Annotated in this window: 19 protein-coding genes; 6 read left to right on the forward strand and 13 right to left on the reverse strand. The window is 67.4% G+C overall.

All coding sequences use genetic code 11. The annotated features are described in order from the left end of the window. Nucleotides 1-60 precede the first annotated feature (60 nt). The 3 genes from ACXYMN_RS05265 to ACXYMN_RS05275 all read right to left on the reverse strand — a co-directional run bounded on the left by ACXYMN_RS05265 (nucleotide 61) and on the right by ACXYMN_RS05275 (nucleotide 2,941). Nucleotides 61-822 carry a YiiX/YebB-like N1pC/P60 family cysteine hydrolase gene (locus tag ACXYMN_RS05265; protein WP_459012442.1) on the reverse strand — a complete coding sequence of 254 codons (762 nt, stop codon included), beginning with the start codon at nucleotides 820-822 and terminating at the stop codon, nucleotides 61-63. A 130-nt stretch (nucleotides 823-952) separates the two neighbouring features. Then, complete coding sequence (gene hemH / locus ACXYMN_RS05270) at nucleotides 953-2,053, reverse strand: ferrochelatase (RefSeq protein WP_459012444.1); 1,101 nt, start codon at nucleotides 2,051-2,053, stop codon at nucleotides 953-955. Nucleotides 2,054-2,119: 66 nt separating this feature from the next. After that, nucleotides 2,120-2,941, reverse strand: a complete 822-nt coding sequence (locus ACXYMN_RS05275; RefSeq protein WP_459012445.1) for a methyltransferase domain-containing protein — start codon at nucleotides 2,939-2,941, stop codon at nucleotides 2,120-2,122. Nucleotides 2,942-2,970: 29 nt separating this feature from the next. On the opposite strand from ACXYMN_RS05275, the gene ACXYMN_RS05280 reads away from it, so the two are divergent. Genes ACXYMN_RS05280 through ACXYMN_RS05290 form a run of 3 tightly spaced genes read left to right on the forward strand, consistent with a single transcriptional unit; the run spans nucleotide 2,971 to nucleotide 4,804 of the window. Beyond that, nucleotides 2,971-3,684, forward strand: coding sequence for a ComF family protein (locus tag ACXYMN_RS05280; RefSeq protein WP_459012447.1), 714 nt, complete (start codon nucleotides 2,971-2,973; stop codon nucleotides 3,682-3,684). Between the two features lie 32 nt (nucleotides 3,685-3,716). Beyond that, the gene (grxC, locus tag ACXYMN_RS05285) at nucleotides 3,717-3,974 is read left to right on the forward strand and encodes a glutaredoxin 3 (protein ID WP_459012448.1); all 258 of its coding nucleotides are present in this window, start codon (nucleotides 3,717-3,719) and stop codon (nucleotides 3,972-3,974) included. After that, nucleotides 3,971-4,804, forward strand: coding sequence for a carbon-nitrogen hydrolase family protein (locus ACXYMN_RS05290; RefSeq protein ID WP_459012450.1), 834 nt, complete (start codon nucleotides 3,971-3,973; stop codon nucleotides 4,802-4,804). The genes grxC and ACXYMN_RS05290 overlap by 4 nt, the downstream gene beginning before the upstream one ends. On the opposite strand, the gene ubiG is transcribed toward ACXYMN_RS05290, so the two are convergent. Continuing rightward, nucleotides 4,801-5,553, reverse strand: a complete 753-nt coding sequence (ubiG, locus tag ACXYMN_RS05295) for a bifunctional 2-polyprenyl-6-hydroxyphenol methylase/3-demethylubiquinol 3-O-methyltransferase UbiG (protein ID WP_459012452.1) — start codon at nucleotides 5,551-5,553, stop codon at nucleotides 4,801-4,803. The two genes, ACXYMN_RS05290 and ubiG, sit on opposite strands and share 4 nt — an antisense overlap. A 49-nt stretch (nucleotides 5,554-5,602) precedes the next feature. On the opposite strand from ubiG, the gene pip reads away from it, so the two are divergent. Together pip and ACXYMN_RS05305 are read left to right on the forward strand one after the other, a co-directional pair. Continuing rightward, nucleotides 5,603-6,571 (forward strand): prolyl aminopeptidase, encoded by a 969-nt coding sequence (gene pip, locus ACXYMN_RS05300; RefSeq protein WP_459012453.1) that lies wholly within the window; start codon nucleotides 5,603-5,605, stop codon nucleotides 6,569-6,571. A 212-nt stretch (nucleotides 6,572-6,783) separates the two neighbouring features. Further along, entirely contained in the window at nucleotides 6,784-8,337 is a 1,554-nt protein-coding gene (locus ACXYMN_RS05305; RefSeq protein WP_459012455.1) for an ABC transporter substrate-binding protein, read from the forward strand. Nucleotides 8,338-8,460: 123 nt separating this feature from the next. On the opposite strand, the gene hslU is transcribed toward ACXYMN_RS05305, so the two are convergent. Next, nucleotides 8,461-9,774 (reverse strand): ATP-dependent protease ATPase subunit HslU, encoded by a 1,314-nt coding sequence (gene hslU, locus ACXYMN_RS05310; RefSeq protein ID WP_459012456.1) that lies wholly within the window; start codon nucleotides 9,772-9,774, stop codon nucleotides 8,461-8,463. A 66-nt stretch (nucleotides 9,775-9,840) separates the two neighbouring features. Beyond that, the gene (gene hslV / locus ACXYMN_RS05315) at nucleotides 9,841-10,398 is read right to left on the reverse strand and encodes an ATP-dependent protease subunit HslV (protein ID WP_459012457.1); all 558 of its coding nucleotides are present in this window, start codon (nucleotides 10,396-10,398) and stop codon (nucleotides 9,841-9,843) included. Here hslV and ACXYMN_RS05320 point away from each other — a divergent pair. Beyond that, a complete protein-coding gene (locus ACXYMN_RS05320; protein WP_459012458.1) occupies nucleotides 10,397-11,464 on the forward strand; it encodes a phosphotransferase family protein in 1,068 nt (355 codons plus the stop codon). The two genes, hslV and ACXYMN_RS05320, sit on opposite strands and share 2 nt — an antisense overlap. Nucleotides 11,465-11,528: 64 nt before the next feature. On the opposite strand, the gene trxA is transcribed toward ACXYMN_RS05320, so the two are convergent. From trxA to ACXYMN_RS05355, 7 genes are all read right to left on the reverse strand, one after another. Beyond that, nucleotides 11,529-11,849, reverse strand: coding sequence for a thioredoxin (gene trxA, locus ACXYMN_RS05325; protein WP_459012459.1), 321 nt, complete (start codon nucleotides 11,847-11,849; stop codon nucleotides 11,529-11,531). A 48-nt stretch (nucleotides 11,850-11,897) separates the two neighbouring features. After that, a complete protein-coding gene (gene addA, locus ACXYMN_RS05330; RefSeq protein WP_459012460.1) occupies nucleotides 11,898-15,260 on the reverse strand; it encodes a double-strand break repair helicase AddA in 3,363 nt (1,120 codons plus the stop codon). Then, nucleotides 15,257-18,217 carry a double-strand break repair protein AddB gene (gene addB / locus ACXYMN_RS05335; protein ID WP_459012884.1) on the reverse strand — a complete coding sequence of 987 codons (2,961 nt, stop codon included), beginning with the start codon at nucleotides 18,215-18,217 and terminating at the stop codon, nucleotides 15,257-15,259. Before addB ends, addA begins: the two co-directional genes overlap by 4 nt. Next, entirely contained in the window at nucleotides 18,217-18,885 is a 669-nt protein-coding gene (locus tag ACXYMN_RS05340) for a nucleotidyltransferase family protein (RefSeq protein ID WP_459012461.1), read from the reverse strand. The genes addB and ACXYMN_RS05340 overlap by 1 nt, the downstream gene beginning before the upstream one ends. Next, nucleotides 18,870-19,856, reverse strand: a complete 987-nt coding sequence (locus ACXYMN_RS05345; protein ID WP_459012463.1) for an aminoglycoside phosphotransferase family protein — start codon at nucleotides 19,854-19,856, stop codon at nucleotides 18,870-18,872. The genes ACXYMN_RS05340 and ACXYMN_RS05345 overlap by 16 nt, the downstream gene beginning before the upstream one ends. Beyond that, nucleotides 19,853-20,326 (reverse strand): tRNA (adenosine(37)-N6)-threonylcarbamoyltransferase complex ATPase subunit type 1 TsaE, encoded by a 474-nt coding sequence (tsaE, locus tag ACXYMN_RS05350; protein ID WP_459012464.1) that lies wholly within the window; start codon nucleotides 20,324-20,326, stop codon nucleotides 19,853-19,855. Before tsaE ends, ACXYMN_RS05345 begins: the two co-directional genes overlap by 4 nt. Before the next feature lie 109 nt (nucleotides 20,327-20,435). Beyond that, nucleotides 20,436-21,941 carry a PAS-domain containing protein gene (locus ACXYMN_RS05355; RefSeq protein ID WP_459012465.1) on the reverse strand — a complete coding sequence of 502 codons (1,506 nt, stop codon included), beginning with the start codon at nucleotides 21,939-21,941 and terminating at the stop codon, nucleotides 20,436-20,438. Nucleotides 21,942-22,021 lie beyond the last annotated feature (80 nt).

Here is a 22,021-nt window from a genome sequence, read left to right on the forward strand (position 1 = left end):
TCCGGTTCTCACGAACCAACGGGAAAAGGCGGTGCTTCGGCGCCGCCTTTTTTTGTTGCGCTAGGCGGTTTCGGCGTCCCGCGCGGCCCATTCCACGCCATGCGGGTTGAAGCCCCGCGCGATGCTGGGCTTGATGATGTCGAAATAGGGCGAAATGTCGAAATCCCGCGGCGCGAACAGGCTGTGGTGCCGGATATGCAGGATTTCGCGCGCGGCATTGCTCTGACCCGACACCTCGATTCGCGGCAGAATCGGATACTTCACCGACTGGAACGCCTGCGCGATCAACGATGAGCAGATCGCCCGCGTCGGATCCCCCGACCCCAGCGACAGCATGCGCCGCCGCCACGGCGTCGGCACGGGTGGCGTCGGGATGAAATAGCGCAGCAGATCGATGATGTTGCGCATGTCGTAGGACAGACCGATCCGGTCGATCATGAAATCCACGACCTGCTGCCGCTCGACGCTGTTCAGCCCCACGGGGCGACAGATCCGGGTGTGGTGATGGGCATATTTCGCCAGCGGCACCGAAATGCAGCCAGCCTCGACCACCGCCTCGACAAGTTCGTGCGGGGTGCCATCGGGTGCTTCGTGGCCGGGAATCGACCCGGTATACAGCGCCGCGTGCGACCAGGTGGACTGCGTCAGGTACTTGATCGCCGTCGAGATATGCGCCTGGCCCTCGACAAGCAGCACGTCGCCGGGACGCAACGTCTGGTGCAGGGTCTCGAAGTTCGGCGGGGTGGCATAGTCGGTGCCGGGCTGCCGCTCGGCCAGCCAGCCTGCCATCGCACGGCCCGTCCGGGAAAGGATGCTGTCCATTACCAAGGTCTCCAATGCCCTGGAAACGTAAGGGGCAGCGCCGCGTCTCGCCAGAGACCATACCAAGTCTTGATGGCGCCGAAACATTCCGGCGCCAACGTCACCCGCAGATCACCGCCCGCCAGCCCGGTCAGCCGATGCTGATCTTGGCTTCCTGGCTGGCCGGATCTGTCAACCATCCCGACAGGCTTTCATCGATGACCGTGCACAGCGCTTCGATATGGGCGTCATCGTCGTTGAGGCAGGGAATATAGGTGAAATGCTCGCCGCCCGCCTCTTCGAAGCTTTCCTTGATCTCTTCGTTGATCTCTTCCAGCGTTTCGATGCAATCGGCCGAAAAGGCGGGCGCGCAGACGGCGATGTTCGTCTTGCCGTCTTCGCGGGCCAGCCGCGCCACCTCTTCGACGGTGTAGGGCTGCAGCCATTCCTCGGGGCCGAATCGCGACTGGAAGGTGGTGGTGATCTCGGTATCGGCCCAGCCCAGCCGTTCTTTCAGCAGGCGCGTCGTCTTCTGGCACTGGCAGTGATAGGGATCGCCCTCCATCAGGTAGCGTACCGGCACGCCGTGATAGGAACAGACAAGGATGTCGGGCCGCGTCTCCATCTTGGCGTAGGCGGTCTCGATCGACCGGGCCAGCGCCTCGATGTATTTCGGATGGTCGAAATAGGGATCGACCGTGCGCGCGGTCGGTTGCCACTTTTCGTCCATCAGGGCGCGGAAAAACGCGTCGTTGGCGGTGGCCGAGGTGGCACCGGCGTATTGCGGATAAAGCGGGAAGAACAGGATCTGTCGGCATCCGGCAGCGACCATTTCGCGGACTTTCGACTTGGTCGACGGGTTGCCATAGCGCATGCAGAAATCGACCATCACGCGGTCGCCATAGGCGTCCTGCATCCGGGCCGCGATCTTGGCGGTCTGGGCCTTGGTGATCGTCATCAGCGGACTCTCGTTCTGCGCCTCGTTCCAGATCGACTTGTAGGCCGCGCCCGAGGTGAAGGGGCGCTTGGTCAGGATGATGAGTTGCAGCAGCGGTTGCCAGAGCCAGGGCGAATAGTCGATCACCCGCCGGTCCGACAGGAATTCGTTCAGGTAGCGCCGCATCGACCAGTAGTCGTGATTGTCCGGCGTGCCGAGATTTGCCACGAGGATACCGATCTTGCCCGCCGACACCTTGGGATGATCGGCTGGCGCATGCGGCGGGCGCACCGCGGCGTTTGTTGCATCGAGCATTTCATTGCCCCTATCTGTTGGCATGCTTGCGGGTTCGGACCGTAAGTAACCTCTCTTGTCCGGGGGTCAATCGCTGAGCTTGGTTTCCCGCGTGCCCAGCGCATCGGCAAGGCTGGCGGTGGCGGACCCGGGGCGCAGCGGCCTGGGCTGGCTTTCGTCGGGGGCCCAGCCGGTCAGTGTCACCAGTTCGTAGGTCGCAGTCACCCGGCCATCGTCGGTGCGATTGGCCGCGTCATAGAGCTCTGCGGCCCGGCGAATGACGGCCCCGGGAGTGAAATGACGCAGCCGCGCGTCCAGCGCATTGGTCTCGCCCATGGCGCGCAGATCCTGCATCAGGTGCAACGCCGACCGGTAGCTGGTGCGCAGCGGGATCGCGTCGGCCACGGGCAGGGCAAGGCCCGCACGCTGCAGCAAGGCCCCCAGATCGCGGATATCGGCCATCGGGGCCACCCGTGGGCTGAGGCCTCCCGCGATCTCGATCTCGGCCTGACCGAGGGCGGCGCGCAGTTCCGTCAGGGTCTGGCCGCCGAAGGCCACCCCGAGGAAAAGCCCGTCCGGCTTCAGCGCGCGGCGGCACTGGATCACCTGCCCGACCGGATCGTTCGCCCAGTGCAGGCTCAACGCGTGGATCACCAGGTCATGCGCGCCCTCGCGCAGGTCCAGCACCTCGGTGTCGGCGACGCATGTGGCATCGGGCATTCGCTCGGCCCAGATCCCGGGGAAGGGGGTCACGACGGCGGGCGCTGTAAACACCCTGTTAACCATCAGCAGGCGATCCTGGATGTCGTCCGCCGCAGCTTCCTGCAGGAACAGGGCGGGATTGGCGCGCATGCGGGCGCGATGCGCATCCAGCGCGCGGCGGTCGGTCAGGATCGGGGTCTTTGCCATGCGGAGGAGATAGGGTGCAGGGCACGCTCATGCAAACATTGATGGATGCGGTGTTTCCGCCGTCCTGCCTGTGTTGCGGCGGTCTGACCGAGGCGAGCGGCGCGCTCTGCGGGACATGCTGGCGCGAAACGCCGTTCATTGTCGGGGCGGCCTGCGACCGGTGCGGCACACCGCTGCCCGGGGACGTTGAGGCTGTGGGGTCGTGCGACGACTGTCTGACCATCGCGCGCCCGTGGCGGCAGGGGCGCGCGGCGCTGGTCTATTCCGGGCGCGCGCGGGATCTGGTGCTGAAGCTGAAACACGCGGATCGCCACGACATCGCCGGTCCGGCGGGCCAGTGGCTCGCGCGGGCGGCCCGCGATCTGGTTTGCCCGGATACAGTGATCGTGCCGGTGCCGCTGCATCCTTTTCGCCTGCTCAGGCGGCGCTACAATCAGTCCGCGCTTCTGGCCACGGCGCTGGGCAGGGAAACCGGCAGCCCCGTCTGCAATGATGCCTTGCGGCGCAGACGGCGCACGCCGAACCTTGACGGTTTGACCCGCGATGCCCGGTTTCGCGCGCTTCAGGACGCCATCGCGCCCCATCCCGGGCGTGGCGCGTTCCTGACGGGCAAGGCGGTGCTGATCGTCGACGATGTAATGACATCGGGGGCGACGATGGCGGCGGCGACCCAGGCTGCCTATGTGGCGGGCGCACACTCGGTCTGCGTTGTCGCGCTGGCACGCGTTGCAAAGGATACCTAGATCCCTGACAAACGCGCATCAGGAGAGATCACATGCCGCAAATCGACATCTACACATCCCCGCTCTGTGGCTTTTGCCACGCCGCCAAGCGTCTTCTGAACCAGAAGAACGCCAGTTTCACCGAGATCGACGTCATGGCGCAGCCCAAGCGCAAGCCCGAGATGATCCAGCGCGCCCATGGCGGCCGCACGGTGCCGCAAATATTTATCGGCGACACCCATGTGGGCGGATGCGATGAGCTTTATGCGCTCGAGAGGGCGGGCAAGCTCGACGCGCTTCTGGCCCAGTGAGGGCCGCGCTTCTGCAGATCACCGCGTCGGACGATCCGGCGGAGAACCTGGTGCTGCTGCGCGGTCTGGTGGCCGACGCGGCGGCGCGGGGGGCCGACATGGTCTTCACGCCCGAGGTGTCGAATTGCGTCTCGGCCAGCCGGACCCGGCAGACCGAGGTGTTGCGCCACGAAGCCGAAGACCCGGTTCTGGCCGGTTTGCGCGCGGCGGCGGCGGACCACCGCATCTGGCTGTCGGCGGGATCGCTGGCGCTGAAATCCGCGCCGCCCGAGACGCGGTTCGTCAACCGGTCCTTCCTGATCACGCCCGATGGCGGGATCGCGGCGCGCTACGACAAGATGCACATGTTCGATGTCGCGGTGTCGGAGTCCGAGACCTACCGTGAAAGCGCGGGCTATGCGCCGGGCGACCGGGCGGTGCTGGCGGAAACGCCGTTCGGCAGGATCGGCCTCAGCATCTGCTATGATTTGCGCTTCGCCTATCTCTACCGGGCACTGGCGCAGGCGGGGGCCGAGATCCTGACCGTGCCTTCCGCCTTCTCTACCGCGACCGGACCGATGCACTGGTCGCCGCTGCTGCGCGCACGCGCCATCGAAACCGGGTCTTTCGTGATCGCGGCGGCGCAGGTGGGCACGCACCGGGCCAGCCGCGGCAAGGAGCGTCGGACCTACGGGCATTCGATGGTGGTCTCGCCCTGGGGTGAGGTGCTGCTCGACGCGGGCGAGGAGACCGGTGTGTTCGTCGTCGATCTTGACCTGAAGGCGGTGCAGGATGCGCGGCGCAAGGTGCCATCGCTGACCCATGACCGCGCGTTCTTGGGGCCGAATTAGCCGGCCTTGACCGCCGCCATGGCGTAATTCACCGACAGGTCGCGATCCGAGATGTGCCAGTCCCAGCGCAGGGGATCGAACACCAGCCCCTTGCGGTCCACCACTTCGAGGTCGGTGGTGTCGATCATCGCCGCCAATTCGTCGGGGGTGATGAATTTCGACCAGTCATGGGTGCCCTTGGGCAGCCAGCGCATGATCCATTCGGCCCCGAGGATCGCCGCCGCAAAGGACTTCGCCGTCCGGTTCAGGGTCGAGACAAGGCAGAGCCCGCCCGGCCGCGCGAGGTCCGAACAGACGCGCAGGAAGGCCCTGGGGTCGGCCACGTGTTCGACCACCTCGAGCGACATCACCACATCGAAATGCGCCCCTTCGGCCAGAAGCGCCTCGGCGCTGGTGTGCCGGTAGTCGATCTCCAGCCCCTCTTGCGCGGCATGCGCGCGCGCGACGGGAATGTTGCCACCGGCGGCGTCGATGCCCGTCACCTCGGCCCCGAGCCGCGCCATGGGTTCGGCCAGCAGCCCGCCGCCGCACCCGATATCGAGGATACGCAGCCCGGAAAACGGCGCCCTGGCGTTCAGATCGCGGTCGAATTCCCCGGCGATCTGGCGGGTCAGGTAATCCAGCCTGCAGGGGTTCATCTCGTGCAGGGGCTGGAACTTGCCCTTGGGATCCCACCACTCCGCGGCCATGGCTTCGAATTTCGCGACCTCGGCGGGGTCGACGCTGGCGGGCTGTGTGCTGGCATTCATTGGCAAAATCTCATGGTCATCCGGACATTTTCTCTCATATAGGAGAGATATGGACAAAGAACTGGGTCAAAAGCGCGCCGTGCAATATCTCTACCCGCCGATCGATGCCTTCGACCAGCGGATGCTTCAGGTATCGGGCGGACACACCGTCTATGTGGAACAATGCGGCAACCCCCGCGGCGTGCCGGTGATCGTGCTGCATGGCGGCCCCGGTGGCGGCTGCAGCCCGGCGATGCGGCGCTATTTCGACCCCGAGGTCTATCGCGTGATCCTGTTCGACCAGCGCGGGTGCGGACGGTCGCGCCCGCATGCCAGCGTGACGGACAACACCACCTGGGATCTGATTGCGGATATCGAACTGATTCGCACCGAACTGGGGATTGACCGGTTCATCGTCTTCGGCGGCTCCTGGGGGGCGACGCTGGCGCTGATCTACGCGATCTCGCACCCGGAGGCGGTGCGCCAGCTGGTGCTGCGTGGGGTTTTTCTGATGACCCAGACCGAACTGGACTGGTTCTATGGCGGCGGTGCCGGGCAGTTCTGGCCCGAAACCTGGGCGCGGTTCCGCGATCTCATTCCGCAGGACGAACGCGACGACATGATCGCGGCCTATCACCGGCGGCTGTTTTCCGGCGATCTGCGCATCGAGACGCAATATGCCCGCGCCTGGTCGTCCTGGGAAAACGCGTTGGCCTCGATCCATTCGAACGGATCGGGCGGCGAGGCACCGGGCGACTATGCGCGCGCCTTTGCCCGGCTTGAGAACCACTATTTCACCCATCGCGGCTTTCTGTCCGAAGATGGCTGGATCCTGAACAATATCGACCGCATCAAGGACATTCCCGGTGTCATCGTGCAGGGCCGCTATGACATGATCTGCCCGCCCGCACGCGCCTGGGAGCTGGCGCGGCGCTGGGGCGGGGCCGACCTGCGCATGATCCGGAACGCGGGCCACGCCCTGTCCGAACCCGGCATCAGCGCCGAGTTGGTCCGCGCGATGGACACCCTGTCACTCTAGCGAAATCGGGGTCTTCCACCCCTTGCCTCCGATCAACTTGTCGCGGACGTCGGCCCGCGCCCTTGGCAAACCGCCGGGATGGCCTCAAGTTATGGTGTGGGATCCGCGATCGGTCGACTGGCCGTCGGGCCGCGCGTCGGGACGTGCGGGACAGGCGCATGCGACCGGATGGAAGACCACAAACGACCGTCGAGACGGCAGGGAAGCTGGCGATGACACGTATCTCACGACGCAGACTTCTGCGCAGCGGTGCCGCAGCCGGTGTCCTGGCCGCCACCGGTCTGCCCCTGCGCGCGCAAGGGGCAACGCGCGGCGGTGGCCTGATCGTGGCGCTGTCGGGGGCCAACACGTCTGACAACTGGGACGCGCGGACCCACACGGATATCTTCATGCAGGCGGCGGCGCAGGGCGCGGTGTTCGACTGCCTGACCGAAGTGTCGGCCAACGGCAGTCTTGTGGGCGAACTGGCCACCGACTGGGAGGCCAGCGCCGACGCCAGGACCTGGACCTTCAACCTGCGGCGCGGCGTGCGCTTCCACAATGGCAAGGCTTTCGGGGCGGATGACGTCATCGCGTCGCTTCGGATGCACGTCGCCCCTGGGTCGGGGTCGGCGGCCCGGCCCATCGTCTCGGCGATCACCGAGATGAAAAAGCTGGGCACTCATCAGGTGCAGTTCACGCTGCAGTCCGGCAATGCCGATTTCCCCTACCTGATGTCGGACTACCATCTGCTGATCTATCCCGCAGGTCAGATCGAAGAGGCCATCGCGGACGGTATCGGCACCGGTCTTTACGCGGTCTCCAGTTTCGAGCCCGGGGTGCGCTTTGTCGGTCGCCGTGTCGATGGCCACTACAAGGACGGCCAGTCGGGCTGGTTTGACAGGATCGAGCTGTTGGCCATGAACGACCCGTCCGCGCGGATGCGGGCGCTGATGGCCGGTCAGGTCGACGCCATCAACCGGGTCGACGCGCAGTCCTTGTCGCGGCTGAAGGCCAACCCGCAGGTCAGGCTTCAGGAGGCCACAGGCAACCAGCACGTTGCCTTCCCGATGCGGACCGACACCGCGCCCTTCGACAACGCTTGCCTGCGCCGCGCGCTCAAGCACGGCATCGACCGGCAGGACATGGTCGACAAGCTGCTGCGCGGGCATGGCCAGGTCGCTTTTGACAGCCCGATCGGTCCGGCCAACCAGTACATGGCCGATCTCGAACCGGCCCCCTTCGACCCCGACAAGGCGCGATTCTACCTTCGGCAGGCGGGTCTGGACACGCTGAGCATCGACCTGTCGGTGTCCTCCGCCGCCTTCGAGGGCGCGGAGGGGGCGGCGCAACTCTTCCGGTCGTCCGCCTCGGCAAGCGGCATCCAGATCAACGTGATGCCCGAATCCGCCGATGGCTACTGGTCGGACGCCTGGACCCGCAAGCCGTGGCGCGCCAGCTACTGGGCGGGCCGCGCAACCGAGGACTGGATGTTCTCGACCGGCTATGGCCTGGGCGTGCCGTGGAACGAGACCGTCTGGAGCGACAAGGACAGCGCCCGGTTTCACGCGTTGCTGATCGCTGCCCGGGCCGAGCTCGACAGCGCCCGACGCGCCGACCAGTACGCCGAGATGCAGCGTATCCTGCGCGACGATGGCGGTGCGATCATTCCGGTGTTCGCCAACTGGCTGCAGGCGGTGACGCGCAGGGTCGGCACCCCCGAGACCATCGGCAACCTCTGGCAGATGGACAATGCCCGCTTTGCCGAACGCTGGTGGGCGGCCTGACCGACGGACCCGCAGGTGTTGGCCAGACGATAAACGCCCCGAATGCTCTCGGGGCGTTTTCTGTTGGCGAACGGTGCCGCGCGACCCGAATGCGGTGAACGCTTCAGGCCCAACACCGGGCCGCTACAACACGTAGCGGCTCAGATCCGTCGACCGGGACAGATCGCCAAGGTGCTTTTCGACGAAGGCATCGTCGACGGTGACGGATTCCCCGGCCTTGTCGGGGGCGTTGAACGACAGCTCTTCGAAGACCCGTTCCATCACCGTGTAAAGCCGCCGCGCGCCGATATTCTCGATGGCCTCGTTAACCTCGGCGGCGATCCGCGCCAACGCGGCGATCCCGTCTTCGGTGAAGGTCACCGTCACCTCTTCGGTTGCCATCAGGCCGGTATACTGCCGCGTCAGCGCGTTGTCGGTCTCGGTCAGGATGCGGACGAAATCCGCCTCGGTCAGCGGGCGCAGGTTGACCCGGATCGGCAGGCGGCCCTGCAATTCCGGCAACAGATCCGACGGCTTGGCGATGTGGAACGCGCCCGATGCGATGAACAGGATATGGTCGGTCTTCACCGCGCCATGTTTGGTCGACACGGTGGTGCCCTCGATCAGCGGCAAGAGGTCGCGCTGCACGCCTTCGCGGCTCACGTCGCCGCCCTTGGCATCGGCCCGCGCGCAGACCTTGTCGATCTCGTCGAGAAAGACGATGCCGTTCTGCTCGACCGAATGGATCGCCTCGCGCTTGACCTGTTCGTCATCGAGCAGCTTGTCGGCCTCTTCGCCAATCAGCAGCTCGTAGCTTTCCGACACCTTGAGTTTCTTGCGCGTGGTGCGGCCACCGAAGGCCTTGCCGAAGATATCGCCAAGGTTCATGCCGCCGCCCATGGCCCCCATCCCGGGCTGGCCGGGGATTTCCATCATCGGGAAAGGCGATGCGGTGTCGGCGACGTCCAGTTCGATCACGGTGTCGTCCATTTCGCCCGACCGCAGCTTTTCGCGGAACCGTTCACGGGTGCCTTCGCGGGCGTCCTCGCCTGCAATCGCGGCGATCACCCTGTCCTCGGCGGCGGTGTGTGCTGCGGCTTTCACATCCTCGCGCATGAATTCGCGGGTCTGGGCGATGGCGGCATCGACCAGATCGCGGACGATCTGTTCCACGTCGCGCCCGACATAGCCCACTTCGGTGAACTTGGTCGCCTCGACCTTGATGAAGGGCGCGCGGGCCAGTTTTGCCAGGCGGCGCGAAATCTCGGTCTTGCCGACGCCGGTGGGGCCGATCATCAGGATGTTCTTGGGGTACACTTCATCGCGCAGGTCATCGCTCAGCTGCTTGCGCCGCCAGCGGTTGCGCAGGGCCACGGCAACGGCGCGCTTGGCGTCGTTCTGGCCGATGATGAAGCGATCCAGCTCCGATACGATTTCGCGGGGGGTGAGGTCAGTCATGGATTATCCTTTCGCGCCCGTGGGGCGGTGCCGCACAAACTTATCCAAGTTTGTGCGCCCGGCGCATCAGCCGCCAATGGTCTCAACGGTCAGGTTGCCATTTGTATAGACGCAGATTTCGCTGGCGATCTGCATCGCGCGGCGCGCCACGTCCTCGGCGGTGCGATCGGTGTCGATCAGCCCGCGCGCGGCGGCCAACGCGTAATTGCCACCCGATCCGATGGCCGCGATGTCATGCTCGGGCTCGAGCACGTCGCCCGCGCCGGTGATGACGTAGAGATCCTTGCCGTCGGTCACGATCAGCATCGCCTCGAGCTTCTGCAGGTACTTGTCGGTGCGCCAGTCCTTGGCCAGCTCGACGCTGGCACGCTGCAACTGCCCTGGCGTGGCCTCGAGCTTGGTCTCGAGCCGTTCAAGCAGCGTAAAGGCATCGGCGGTCGATCCGGCAAAGCCCGCGACCACGTCGTAGCCGCCCGGCGACAGGCGGCGCACCTTGCGGGCCGTGCCCTTGATCACGGTCTGGCCCAGGCTGACCTGTCCGTCGCCCGCGACCACCACCTGCCCGCCCTTGCGGACGCCGATGATCGTGGTGCCGTGCCAGCCGGGAAACGTGTTGTCGGCCATGTCGCTCTCCTTTGTCTCTCGCCGCCATATGGGGGCTGGACAGCGGCGGCGCAAGCGGATGGCATGGGGGCTGGGCGATCACTGGCGGGGAAACACGGTGGCGATTTCGGCACGAGAGGCCTTTGGCGACACCTGGGCGCGGCTCGCGGACGAGGCGGGTCTTGCCCCGGACGGCTGGCACGCGACGCCGGTCTCGCGGCGCGACGATCCCGCCCGCGCCCGCGCGGTGTGGCGCGTGACGCGCGGCGCAGAGGTGCTTGCGCTCAAGCAGGTGCGCAGGCCCCGCGACGAGGCGGCGTTTCTGTCGGATATCGCGGCGCAACTCGACGCATCGAGGCGCTTTGCCGGGTTCCCGGAAATTTTGGCGGTCGACAGCGCCGCGCAATCGGTGCTGATGACCTTTGCCGACGGGGCCACGCTATACGATGCGCTGGCCGCCCCGGATGCCGACCACGGGGCCATTCTGGCAGCGGCGGGGCGCTGGGTCGCGGCGTTGCATCGGGCGGGGTTTGACGAGCGGCGGAATTTCCAGCCGAAATATTCCGTGCGGCATCTGGGCCGCCTGTTCGACGAGGTGCGCAGCGCTGCGCGTGCCGCGCCGCCACGGTCGGTTGTCTGGTGCGATGCGGTCGCGGCCCTTTGCGCCATGGCACCGGACTTCGAGCGCCGCGAGACGGTGTCGGCGCTGGGGCATGGCGACCTCAACCTGCGCAACCTTCTGGTGGCCGACACCGGCGTCACCGGGCTTGACCCGCGCAGCGTCACGGCGGTGCCTGTGGGCCATGACATCGCCCGCCTTGCGGTGCATTACGGCGCGCTGATCGCCCCGCCCGACGCTGCACCCGACCCTGCGACCGGCGCCTTGCCGGGGGTCGACCTGTCGGGGTTCTTTCGCGGATACGACCTTGTCGGGCCAGACGATCCGTCGGTCGGTTTCCTGTGCCGCATGCGCGTTCTCATCGACTGGCAGACGCTGCCCGCCGAGGCGCTGCAGACCGGTGCCGAACAGCGCCGCTTCCGGGGGCTGGTGCGGTTGGCCGAAGCGGCGTTCGGCACCGGGCCCTGATCCGCGCCAGACACGAAAAAGCCCCGCACGCGGGCGGGGCCATTCCGTCATCGCCAGAGTGCGATCAGATCGCGTCGTCGATCCAGCCCTTCAGCGCGGCCTTGGGGGCGGCACCGGCGCGGTTCGAGATCACTTCGCCATTCTTGAAGATGAACAGCGCAGGGATGCCGCGCACGCCCATGGCAGCGGCGGTATTGGGGTTCTGGTCGACGTCGATCTTGGCGACCTTGATCTTGCCGTCATACTCGGCCGACAGCTCTTCGAGCGCGGGACCGATCTGCTTGCAGGGGCCACACCATTCGGCCCAGAAGTCCACCACGACGGGAACATCGGATTTCTTCACTTCCTGATCGAAAGTGGCATCGGTAACGGCAACGGTTGCCATGATCTTTCTCCAACAATTTGCGGAATATCTGCGGTCTTCGGGTGGAACCTATGGAGCCGCTGGCAGAGAATCAAGGCGCGTCGCGCGCGCCAGTGCCGCATCGGTGATTTCTGGCGGCAACGGCATCAGGCTGGCGGTGGCGGTCCAGAGGATGGCGACCCGCACCTCCCGATCCGGATAGAGCGACCGCAGCAAGGCGCGGTAGGCACCCATCTGACGCAGGACGCCTTCGGGCACCTGGGCCGGGTCGCGTGGCACTTGCCGGTTGGTCTTGAAGTCGACGGCGGTGACCTTCGGTCCGTCAAGGATCAACCGGTCGATCACGCCCGCCAGTCGGCCGATGCCCGCGATCTCGCCGGTCAGGCCCACCTCGGCCAGCGCGCCGGGCGCAAAGACATGTGCCAGCGCCGGGTCCGACAGGGTGGCGATCGCCTCGGTCACCATGGCGGGCAGCGCCCCGGCATCGGCCCCATGCGCCGCAAGCAGGCGTGTCGCCGTGCCAGGCCAGTCGGCGCGGTCGATGTCCGGCAGCAACTCCAGCAGCAGATGCAGCTGGGTGCCGCGCGCCATGGCGGCTTCGGTGTCGTCGCCCGCCCCGGGCAGGGCCTTCGCTCCGCCAAGGTCCGACGGGCTGCGCACCGGGTCCGTCTGCGGGGCTATGGCCTCCGATGCGTAGAACCCGGGCAGTGGCTCGGCGATCGGGCTGTCTGCTTCGGCGCGACTGGCGGCGCCGTGGGGCAGGGCACCAAGGCGCAGACCGGGTCCGTCCGGCCCGTCGATTTCCTGCGCGCCCGCGCGCTGCAAGCCGCGTTCGACCTGGCCGTACCAGGCGTCGTCGGGCGTCTTTCCGACATCGCCCGCCGCGGCCACCACCAGCCAGGCTTCGGCACGGGTCATCGCGACGTAAAGCAGCCGGTCCGCCTCGGCGCGGGCGCGGGCCTTGGCGTCTTGCAGGGCGCGGCTTTGCAGCGGCGGCTGTTCGGCGCTTCGGGCCTTCCAGACCGCCGCGGTCTCGTCCACCGGCAAGAGCGCGTCCTTCACCGTGTCGGGCAGCTTGCCGCAATCGGGCAAGATGACCACGGGCGCTTCCAGCCCCTTCGCGCCATGCACCGTCATCACCCGGATGGCGTCGCCCGCGGCCTCCGGGCTGCGCTTGATCTCGAGGTCGTCGGTCTGCATCCAGCTGAGAAACCCGGTCAGGCTCGGCACGTTGCCTTCCTCATAGGCCAGCGCCTGCGCCAGCAGCGCATCGATGCCGTCTTCCGCCTCGACCCCGAGCCGCCCGATCAGACGCGCGCGGCCCTTGTGGCGCGTCAGGATGCGTTCGATCAGGTCGTAGGGGCGCAGGAAGTCGGCGCGGTCGCGCAGATCGTTGAGCATCGCAAGCGTCTGCGGATAGGCATCCGCATGTTTGCGCAGCGCTTCCCAGAGACTGGAACCGGTCCGGCCATGGGCAAGGGTAAAGAGGTCCTGCTCGGTCAGCCCGAACAGCGGCGAGCGCAGCACGGTGGCCAGCGACAGGTTGTCTTCCTGGGTGGCCAGAAACGACAGCAGCGCACCGATATCCCTGACCGCCATTTCGGCCATGACCTTGAGCCGATCGGCCCCCGCAACGGGCAATCCCGCCGCCTTGCAGGCGCGGATCACCTCGCGGAACAGCTTGCCCCGCCGCCGCACGAGGATCAGCACGTCGCCCGCCCGCATCGCACGTGCCGGCTTGCGGCCAAGTTGCAGCGCCTGTCCGCGATCCACCGCATCGCGGATGCAGGCGGCGATCCGGTTGGCCAGCACGACCTCGGCATGGGTGGTGCCGACGCGGTCCACCGGGTCAGTCCAGTGGTCATCCTCCTGCTTGTCGGGCTTGGGCACCGAGGGCCACAGGTCGACCTGTCCGGCCATGGCGGAATGAAACGCGATGTGCCGCCCACCGGCCACGAACCCCGAGGACCCGGCGTCCTGAAACGTGGCATCGACCGCGCCCAGGATCGCGCTGGCCGAGCGGAACGAATAGTCGAGGCTGCGCACCTGAAGAGGCGTTTCAGCGGCCCGCAGCCGGTCGTCGAACCGCGCGCGCATGCGGTCGAAGGCATCCGGGTCGGCCCCCTGGAACGAGTAGATCGACTGCTTCTTGTCGCCGACCACGAAGATCGTCCGCGCAACCTCGGCCCGCGCGCCTTGGCCTGCGGTAAATTCCCGCGCCAGAAGCTCGACCACCTGCCATTGCAGCGGGTTGGTGTCCTGCGCCTCGTCGACAAGGATATGGTCGATGCCGCCATCGAGCCGGTAGAGCACCCATTCGGCGACCCGTTCATCCGACAGAAGCCCGTGCGCCTTTTCGATCAGATCGTCGAAGTCGAGCCAGCCGCGGGCCAGCTTCTCGGCCTCGTAGGCGGGCAGGAAAACCTGCGCGAACCGGTGCAGCGCGACGTCCCGTTCGGCGGCGGCCAGCGCGCGCGCGCGGTCATTGGCGACGGCCAGCCGCGCGGTCAAAGCGTCAAGCCCGGCGATCAGTGCGGCATTGGCCGGGTCCTCGCGCAGCGCCTTCTTGGGGAAATTCTTGCGCGGCGTTCCGGTCTGCGTCAGGAAAGCGGCCATCAGGATCTGCCGCCCGGTCTCGTCCGGATGCACAAAATCGGTCAGCCCGGCGGTATACTTGGCATCGTTGCCGCCGCTCTGGCGCAGCATCGGGGCCAGTTTCGCGACCAGGTCACCTTCACCGCCTAGAAACACATCCGCCAGTAGGTCGTCCTGCCCATAGCCGTCAGGCAGATCGTAGAGCGCGCGTATCGTTGCCGCGTCGCGGGGCGGCAGAAAGTCCTTCTTGCGTGACAGGAGCGCCTGCAACAGCTTGTCGATACGGTCGTCGGTGTCGGTGAAATGCCGCGCCAGACCGGCGACCAGATGGCCGTCCTGCCCTTCGGACATGCGGTCGAGGATATCGGCGCGCAACAGTTCCGCCGCGCGGTCCTCGATCTCGCGGAAATCGGGGCTGACCTGCGCCTCAAGCGGAAAGCGCCGCAACAGCGACGCACAGAACGAATGGATCGTCTGGATACGCAGACCGCCCGGCGTCTCGATGGCGCGGGCAAACAACGTTCGCGCCTTTTGCAGGTAGGGCGACGCGAAGGGTCCTTCGACGCCAAGCTCGGCCAGTTCGCCCCGCAGCGCGTCGTTTTCCAGCATCGCCCAGGCCCCGAGCCGCCGGAACAGCCGGTTCTGCATCTCGCTGGCCGCGGCCTTGGTATAGGTCAGGCACAGAATGTTTTCCGGCGCGACGCCACCCAGAAGAAGCCGCGCCACGCGGTCGGTCAGCACGCGGGTCTTGCCCGACCCCGCATTGGCCGACAACCAGGTCGACGCGTCGGGCCGGGCGGCGGCGACCTGCGCCTCGGTGGCGTCGTCGCGCATCATGTCAGCACCTCGGCCAGGGGCATATCCGCAAGGTCCCATTCGCCCAGCCGCGACAGGTGATCGTAATCGCCCGTGTCCTGATCGCTGAACATCGCGCGGCGCGCGGTAAAGCCCTGGCCCGCATCGAGATAGCGGGCGATCAGCGCTTCAAGTTCGGCCCAGACCTGCGCAGGCGGGGCCTCGTCCAGCGGGGCCGCCACCTCGCCCGGCTTTGCCCCCAGCCCGATGAACTGTGCATCGGCGATATGGCGCGGTGCGAAATCCGCAAAAGCGCCCTGTTCCACCATGGCGGCGGTCAACAGCAACTGCTTGTCGAAGTGCAGCTGCTGGTCCTTCGACGGCGGCGTGCCGGTCTTGTAGTCGTAGAGATGCGCGCCGCCGCGTACATCGAGGTCGATGCGGTCGGCGCGGGTCGTCAGCGTGAAGCCAAGCGCAGGGATCGTCGCCTCGCCCGGGATCTCGAACCGGGCCAGCCGCGCGCGGGTCTGTCTGGCCGCTTCGTCGCGGGCGAAGCCGTCGGCGATGCGGGCGAACCGCGCGGTCCAGAGCTGCCGGGCCAGCGGGAAAGGCACATGCGCGTCCAGTTCCCGCGCGATGGTGTCGAGAAAGGCGCGGGCATCCGGGGCCTGACCATGGTCGCGCATCGCCTCGCCGAAGGACTTGAGCGCGTCATGCACGACGATTCCCCGCAACAGCGCGTCCGGTGCCTGCATCAGCGGGTTCATCCCATCGAGCCGCAGCACCTTGCGTGCATAGATCGCGTAGGGATCCCGGATCAGCGTCTTGACCTGGGTCAGGCGAAGATCGCGCGGTCGTGCACCGGCGGGCGGTTTCGGCGACGGGCGGCGCGCGGGCGGTGCCTGGATCGGTGCCTCGAGCGTCGCCACCCGCCGCGCCCACAGCGCCCCCCGCGCCCGCATTGCCTGCAGCGCGGCCTCACCGCCCTGCCGGGGCAGGCCGTTCATCAGGTTGACGATCCGGTTGAGCCAGCGCGACGGGACCGTATCGGCGTCGCTCGATTTGACCGACCGGGTCAGCCAGACCTCGCGCGCGCCGATGGCCTGCTGGAAGTCATGCGCCGACAGGCCGATGCGCCGCTCGGGCAGGGTCAGACCCGCATCGGCCCGCATCCGGCGGTTGAGCCACGGGTCGGCCTTTGGCATCTCGGGCCAGCTGCCTTCGTTGAGGCCGCCGAGGATCAGAAGGTCGGCCCCCATCACCCGCGCCTCGATGGTGCCCCAGATCTTGATGTGGGGATGCGCCGCGTCGCGGTCCCGCACCTCTCCGCGGGCAAGAATCGCACCGAAAAGATCCGCGTAGTCGCGCGCCGAAAGGTCGGCGCCGTACCCCGCCTCGGCCTGCAATTCGTCGACGATCCGGCGGACCTCGCGTCCGGCCGCCTTGTCCCAGAGCGCGCCGTGGTCGGTGCCTTCGCTGCCCGCGACGATGTCCTGCACGCGGGCGAGATGCAGCGCCACCCAGTCGGCAAGCGGTCTGTGCCCGGCCTCGGGCGCGGTGCAGAAGACCCGTGCGATCCAGTCGGTCCAGGGGCCATGGTCGGCGGCCTGTTTCCAGTCGGCGATCTGCCCGGCGGTCGGATAGGGCATGCCGGTCTTGCGGATATGCGCCTCGAGAGCGGGCAGCGCGCGGGTATGGGCGCTGCGCGCTTCGTGCGGATCATTGCCGGCGTGGCAAAGCGGATGCTTGAGCAGCGCCAGCAGCGTTTCGGCAGTCAACGGCCTGTGCAACAGCTGCGCCACCTGCCGCAAAAGCCGCCCCGGGGGCGAAAGCTGTGCGGGCAGACCGGCGGAATCGTCGGGCAGGATGCCCCAGCGATCCAGCGCCGCGGACACCCGCCGGGTCAGGCCGCGATCGGGCGTGATCAGGGCGGCGCTCTGGCCGTCTTCCGCGGCGGCGCGCAGGCGCATGGCAATGGCCACGGCCTCGGCGCGGGGATCGGCGGCCTCTAGCAGCGTGACGTTCCGCATGGCGGCGTCCAGATCGGCCAGACCGGGCCCTTCGGTCAGCCATTGGTCGGTGACCGGCGCCGGACGCAGCGCCAGCGACACCAGCGCATTGCGGGACGGCGCGGGCGCGCGACCGTGGCCCCAATCCGTCACATCCGTCCGGCTGGCCCCGAGGTCGCGCAGCAGTCGGGCAAAGCGGAATTGCGGATGATCCTCGCCCGGTTGGGTGTGATCGGCGCGCGGCAGGTCGTCGGTCAGCTGGTCCCAGACGTGGCGCGGCATGTCGAAATCGAAGCCGGGCAGCACGACCGCCCCCTGCGGCAGCCGCGCGACCGCCTGCATCAGCGCATGGGTGGTGCCGCGCGACCCGGTCGAGCCTGCCACGATCACCGGGTGCGCGGGTGGCGCGGCCTGCCACAGCGCCAGCCGCGCCTCGAGCGCGCGCCGTTGCAGGGCGGCGGCATCCGGGGCCGGGTCGGTGGCGTCGAAATAGTGTTGCACGATGCGCAGAAAGCCCAGCGCCCGGTCCCAGTGCCCAGACTGATCCGACACGTCGAGCCGCGCGATGGCCGCGGGGTCGACACCTTCGATCTGCATCTCGTCCATCAGCGCGGCAAGGCTGTCGGCCAGATCGAACAGGGCCGCGCGCGGCGCAAGATCCGGCGTCCGGTCCAGAAGCCGCGCCACAAGGCCCGTGAGTTCCAGCCTGCGCCGCAGGTTCGGCACCGCGATGGGCAGGCTGGCCCGCAGGCGCGCATCGCCCGGTTCGGTCAGCAGCTGGATGCGCGGCAGGAACCCGGGCCCCGCGTCGGCGAACAGCCCCTGCAGGCGGCGGGCCATGCGTTCGGTGTTCACGAAAAGCTCGGTGCGGGCGATGGCCTCGGGCGGGTGCTCGGCGAAGCGCGCGCGCAGTCCCGCGACCAGTGCTGCGGGAAAATCGGCCCCCGGGGGCAGCGCGAAAAGGCGCGGGGTTGGCGTGCCGTCGAAAATCATGCGCGCAGCATGTCCTCGGCCAGCGCGATGCCGCCGGGATGGCCCACATCCGCCCAGCGCCCCGGGTAGGGCAGGCCCATGAGCCGCCCGGCCTCGGCCATCCGGTTCCACAGGACATTGAGCGAAAAGGCCCGGTCGGGGATATCGGCCAGGCCGTCGGTGCGGATGATCTGCACGCCGGTATAGACCCAGTCGCCACCGCGCGTGATCCGGCCATCCGGGGCAAGCGTGAAGTCGCCGGGACCGTTGCGCCCGACCGTGCGGTCCATCGGCACACAAAGCAGAAGCGCATCCATGCGCGCGGGGTCCCACGCCTTTGCCAGCAGGCCAAGCGGGTCCGGCCCGGCAAAGACCGCATCGGCGTTCATCGTGTAGACCGGGCCCGCGCCCAGATGCGGCAGCGCGTTCTTCAGACCGCCGCCAGTGTCCAGGATGTCAGGGCTTTCATGCAGCACCTGCACCCCGTGCCCGGCCAGATGCGCCGCGATCTGATGGCCAAGGTAGTGGGTGTTGACGATGCGCACCGGCACCTCTGCCGAAAGATCGAGCGCCCGATCCAGCAGGGTGCGGCCCGCCACCTCGATCAGGGGCTTGGGGCGCTGGGCGGTCAACGCGCCCATGCGGGTGCCGAAACCCGCGGCAAAGATCATCACGGCGTCTGGCATGGCACCTTCAGTCGTTCGAGGAGGGCGGGCGTCGGGGCGGGCAGGCATGTGATGACGCGCGGTGCCACGGCGGACAAGGCCGGATTTGCCAGATCGCGCATCAGGTGGTCCCAGACGCGGGGTATGAGGTCGACGTAATGCGGTTTGCCCCGGGTCGCCGCGAGGCGCGCAAAGATCCCGAGGATACGCAGGTTGCGCGCGGCCCCCTGGACCGCGAGGGCGGCCTCGAACCGGGCCGCATCGCCGCCGGTCCGGTCCAGATAGTGCCAGATCGCCGCTGCGCGGGTCTGCGCACCGACATCGCGGCGGGCATCTTCCAGCAGCGAAACGACATCATAGGCTGGATGACCGGCCATCGCGTCCTGGAAATCCAGCAACCCTGTGCGGCGCGGCCCGTCGCGATCGGGCAGCCAGAGCAGGTTTTCCGCATGGTAGTCGCGCAGGATGGTGACGTGTGTCTCTGATGCGTGGCGGTCGAGCGCCTCGGCGAGGGCCGTGATGATCCCGGCGGTCTGGGTCCGGTCCATCTGGCCGGTGGCGCGTTGCTGATACTGGGTGAAGGCCAGATCGGTCATCTGCGCCAGTCGTGAAGGGTCGGCGGCAACCAGATCCGGCGGGGGCGCGGCTGCGTGCAGAACCACCAGCGCATCCATCGCCGCGCGATAGAGGGTGGGCTCTTGCGCCGGGTCATCCTGCGCCAGCCGTGCAAACAGCCCGTCGCCCAGATCCTCGATCAGCAACAGTCCCGGCGCTTCGGCAAAGATGCGCGGCGCGCTGAGGCCGAGACCGGTCAGGTAGCGCGCCAGCCGGGCAAAGACCGACACGTCGCCCTCCGGGTCCGCCATCAGGATCCGGGTTTCGCCATCGCACCGAACAAGGCGGGTATATGCCCGTGCCGAGGCATCGCCCGCGATCGGGTAAGGGGCGGCGTCCTGCCAGCCGGCATCGCGCAGGAAAGCCTCGGGCGTCATGCGGTCACCGCCGCCAGTACGGCGTCCCAGCGCGGGTCGGACCACGCGGCATCGACGCGGCGGGCATCAACGGTGGCGCCGTCCGAAAAGGACAGGGACAACGCCCCCGGCGGCGCCAGATCGCCCAGACGGTCGGGCCATTCGAGCAGGCATATGGCTGTGTCGAAAGCCTCGGTCAGGCCAAGTTCGATGACGCTGTCGGGCCCGTCCAGACGGTAGAGATCCGCATGCCAGATCTCGCCCCGGTCGGTGTCATAGACCTGCACGAGGGTGAAGGTCGGCGACGGCACATCCTCGGGTCGATCGAGCCGGGACTGGATCAGCGCCCGGGCGAAATGGGTCTTGCCCGCACCGATGCCGCCCGCCAGCAGGATCACGTCGCCCGGCCCCAGCGCGGGCGCGATCTTGCGGGCCAGGGCCACGGTGGCATCGGGGCCTTGCAGGGTCAGGTGGGCGGTGCGTTCAGGCATGGCGCGAGAGTATCCGCCCGGTCGCCACCTGCAAGGGGGGCCGATACCGCAGCCGGGCAGAAATTGCCGTCGTTCGCGGTGCCACCCGGAAGGTCCGGGTCCGGCGCGGTCAGCCTGCCAGTGCTGCCGTTTCCGCGACCGGTCCAAGCGCACCCGTCGCGCCTTCGGAAAAGCGCACCAGCGTCGCGCCGCCGGGCAGCGGATCGCAGCGCAGTTTCAGGCGCCGCCCGTCGACAAGGCGCACGTCGTTGTCCCAGCCTTCGCGCTGCCCGTAAGAGGCGACGAAGGCCCGGATATCGCTCCAGACGTCGCTGGGTTGCGCATGTTGCTGCCAGAGGCGGGTGGCATCCACGATGGTCACGTCGGCAAAGGTGCTGTCCGGATCGGACTGCCAGAGCTTGCGATAGCCCGCGTTGCAAAAGGTCAGCACGCCGGTCGGATTGAACGCCGCGACGGCCTCTCCCATGGTGTCGATCACCGACTGGCACAGTTCCAGTTCGGCGCGGAAGCGGCGGGTCAGCGCGATCTCGGAGCTGATGTCCTCAAGCAGAAAGGCGACGGCCCCGTCGGGATGCGGACGTCCGGCGATCCGGTAGGTCAGCCCGTTGGGCAGGCTCCAGGTTTCGCTGTAACGGTCATCGGTGGCGGCGGCGACAAGTTCGGCAAGCTGCTGACGCCAGCCGTCATAGGATTTCGGCTCCGGCATGATCCGGTTTTCGCGAAGCTGGTCGAAGAAGGTCATCAGGTTGGGTCGCCCGGACAGAAACTCGACCGACAGTTGCGTCAGGTCCAGAAGCGCCGGATTGAACAGCACAAGCTGCCGGTTGCGGTCGAATATGGCCAGCCCGATGGGCAGATGCGCAAAGGTCTTGGCCAGCGTCTGCACGAAATTGCGCTGCGCGGTTTCGGCCTCGACCACGGCGTCCACGTCGACAGCATAGTGAAACCAGCTGTCGCCCGCGCGGATGGTGGTGACCTCGAACCATTCCGGCAGGTCGGGATGGGTGGACGCGATATGCAGCCGTTCGCGGGTGACCGGACCGGTCCGGGGCTGGGTCGCCGTGAACAGCTGTGCGCTGTCGGCCAGTGCCGCGAGCTTGCCGAAGCGTTCGTTCGACCAGACCACCTCGCCGTTCGCGGCGCTTTGCCACATCGGATAGGGGGCCAGGCCGGTGGCGCGACGCAACCGGGCCAGATGGGTGGCGGAGCCAAGCACCGAAAGCCCCGAGCTGAGCGACGGGGACGGCCCGGACAGCCCCACACGCAAGCGATCCCGTTCCGGCACCAGATCGAGATGCAGATCCGGCGCCGTGTCAGAGGCCAGCCGAAGGCGGGTTGTGGGTGGCGACCGGGGGATGTCGGAGAAGACCGGGCTCAGCGCGTCGCGCACATGCGCCCAGTCACCGAAGAGTGCATCGCCGATCAGCGTGCTTCCGGCGGGTGTGGCATCCACCACCTTGCCGTCACGCAGCAGGAACAATGGCTCGTCCAGCTCTGACGTTGTCGTTTCCTGCCGTTTCGTCCGGGTCGCTGAAAAGATCAGCAAAAATGCGTAAACCAGTACAAGTCCGACCCCGGTGCCGATGAGGATGGCAAGCCATGTCTCAAGCGCCATGGTGTTCCTTCCGAACCGATGTTCAAAATATGACCTGACTGTCGCACCGGCAACGTTAACAAATCATTAACACCGACGCT

The organism is Roseivivax sp. CAU 1753, from assembly GCF_054482575.1.

Excerpts from the sequence above, each read along its gene's own strand:
- hemH (WP_459012444.1), bottom strand. The coding sequence starts at position 2,053 with ATGCTCGATGCAACAAACGCCGCGGTGCGCCCGCCGCATGCGCCAGCC.
- ACXYMN_RS05265 (WP_459012442.1), bottom strand. The coding sequence starts at position 822 with ATGGACAGCATCCTTTCCCGGACGGGCCGTGCGATGGCAGGCTGGCTG.
- addA (WP_459012460.1), bottom strand. The coding sequence starts at position 15,260 with ATGATGCGCGACGACGCCACCGAGGCGCAGGTCGCCGCCGCCCGGCCC.
- trxA (WP_459012459.1), bottom strand. The coding sequence starts at position 11,849 with ATGGCAACCGTTGCCGTTACCGATGCCACTTTCGATCAGGAAGTGAAG.
- ACXYMN_RS05280 (WP_459012447.1), top strand. The coding sequence starts at position 2,971 with ATGCAAACATTGATGGATGCGGTGTTTCCGCCGTCCTGCCTGTGTTGC.
- tsaE (WP_459012464.1), bottom strand. The coding sequence starts at position 20,326 with ATGCCTGAACGCACCGCCCACCTGACCCTGCAAGGCCCCGATGCCACC.
- hslU (WP_459012456.1), bottom strand. The coding sequence starts at position 9,774 with ATGACTGACCTCACCCCCCGCGAAATCGTATCGGAGCTGGATCGCTTC.
- pip (WP_459012453.1), top strand. The coding sequence starts at position 5,603 with ATGGACAAAGAACTGGGTCAAAAGCGCGCCGTGCAATATCTCTACCCG.
- ACXYMN_RS05275 (WP_459012445.1), bottom strand. The coding sequence starts at position 2,941 with ATGGCAAAGACCCCGATCCTGACCGACCGCCGCGCGCTGGATGCGCAT.
- hslV (WP_459012457.1), bottom strand. The coding sequence starts at position 10,398 with ATGGCCGACAACACGTTTCCCGGCTGGCACGGCACCACGATCATCGGC.
- ubiG (WP_459012452.1), bottom strand. The coding sequence starts at position 5,553 with ATGAATGCCAGCACACAGCCCGCCAGCGTCGACCCCGCCGAGGTCGCG.
- ACXYMN_RS05320 (WP_459012458.1), top strand. The coding sequence starts at position 10,397 with ATGTCGCTCTCCTTTGTCTCTCGCCGCCATATGGGGGCTGGACAGCGG.
- ACXYMN_RS05305 (WP_459012455.1), top strand. The coding sequence starts at position 6,784 with ATGACACGTATCTCACGACGCAGACTTCTGCGCAGCGGTGCCGCAGCC.
- grxC (WP_459012448.1), top strand. The coding sequence starts at position 3,717 with ATGCCGCAAATCGACATCTACACATCCCCGCTCTGTGGCTTTTGCCAC.
- ACXYMN_RS05345 (WP_459012463.1), bottom strand. The coding sequence starts at position 19,856 with ATGACGCCCGAGGCTTTCCTGCGCGATGCCGGCTGGCAGGACGCCGCC.
- ACXYMN_RS05340 (WP_459012461.1), bottom strand. The coding sequence starts at position 18,885 with ATGCCAGACGCCGTGATGATCTTTGCCGCGGGTTTCGGCACCCGCATG.
- ACXYMN_RS05355 (WP_459012465.1), bottom strand. The coding sequence starts at position 21,941 with ATGGCGCTTGAGACATGGCTTGCCATCCTCATCGGCACCGGGGTCGGA.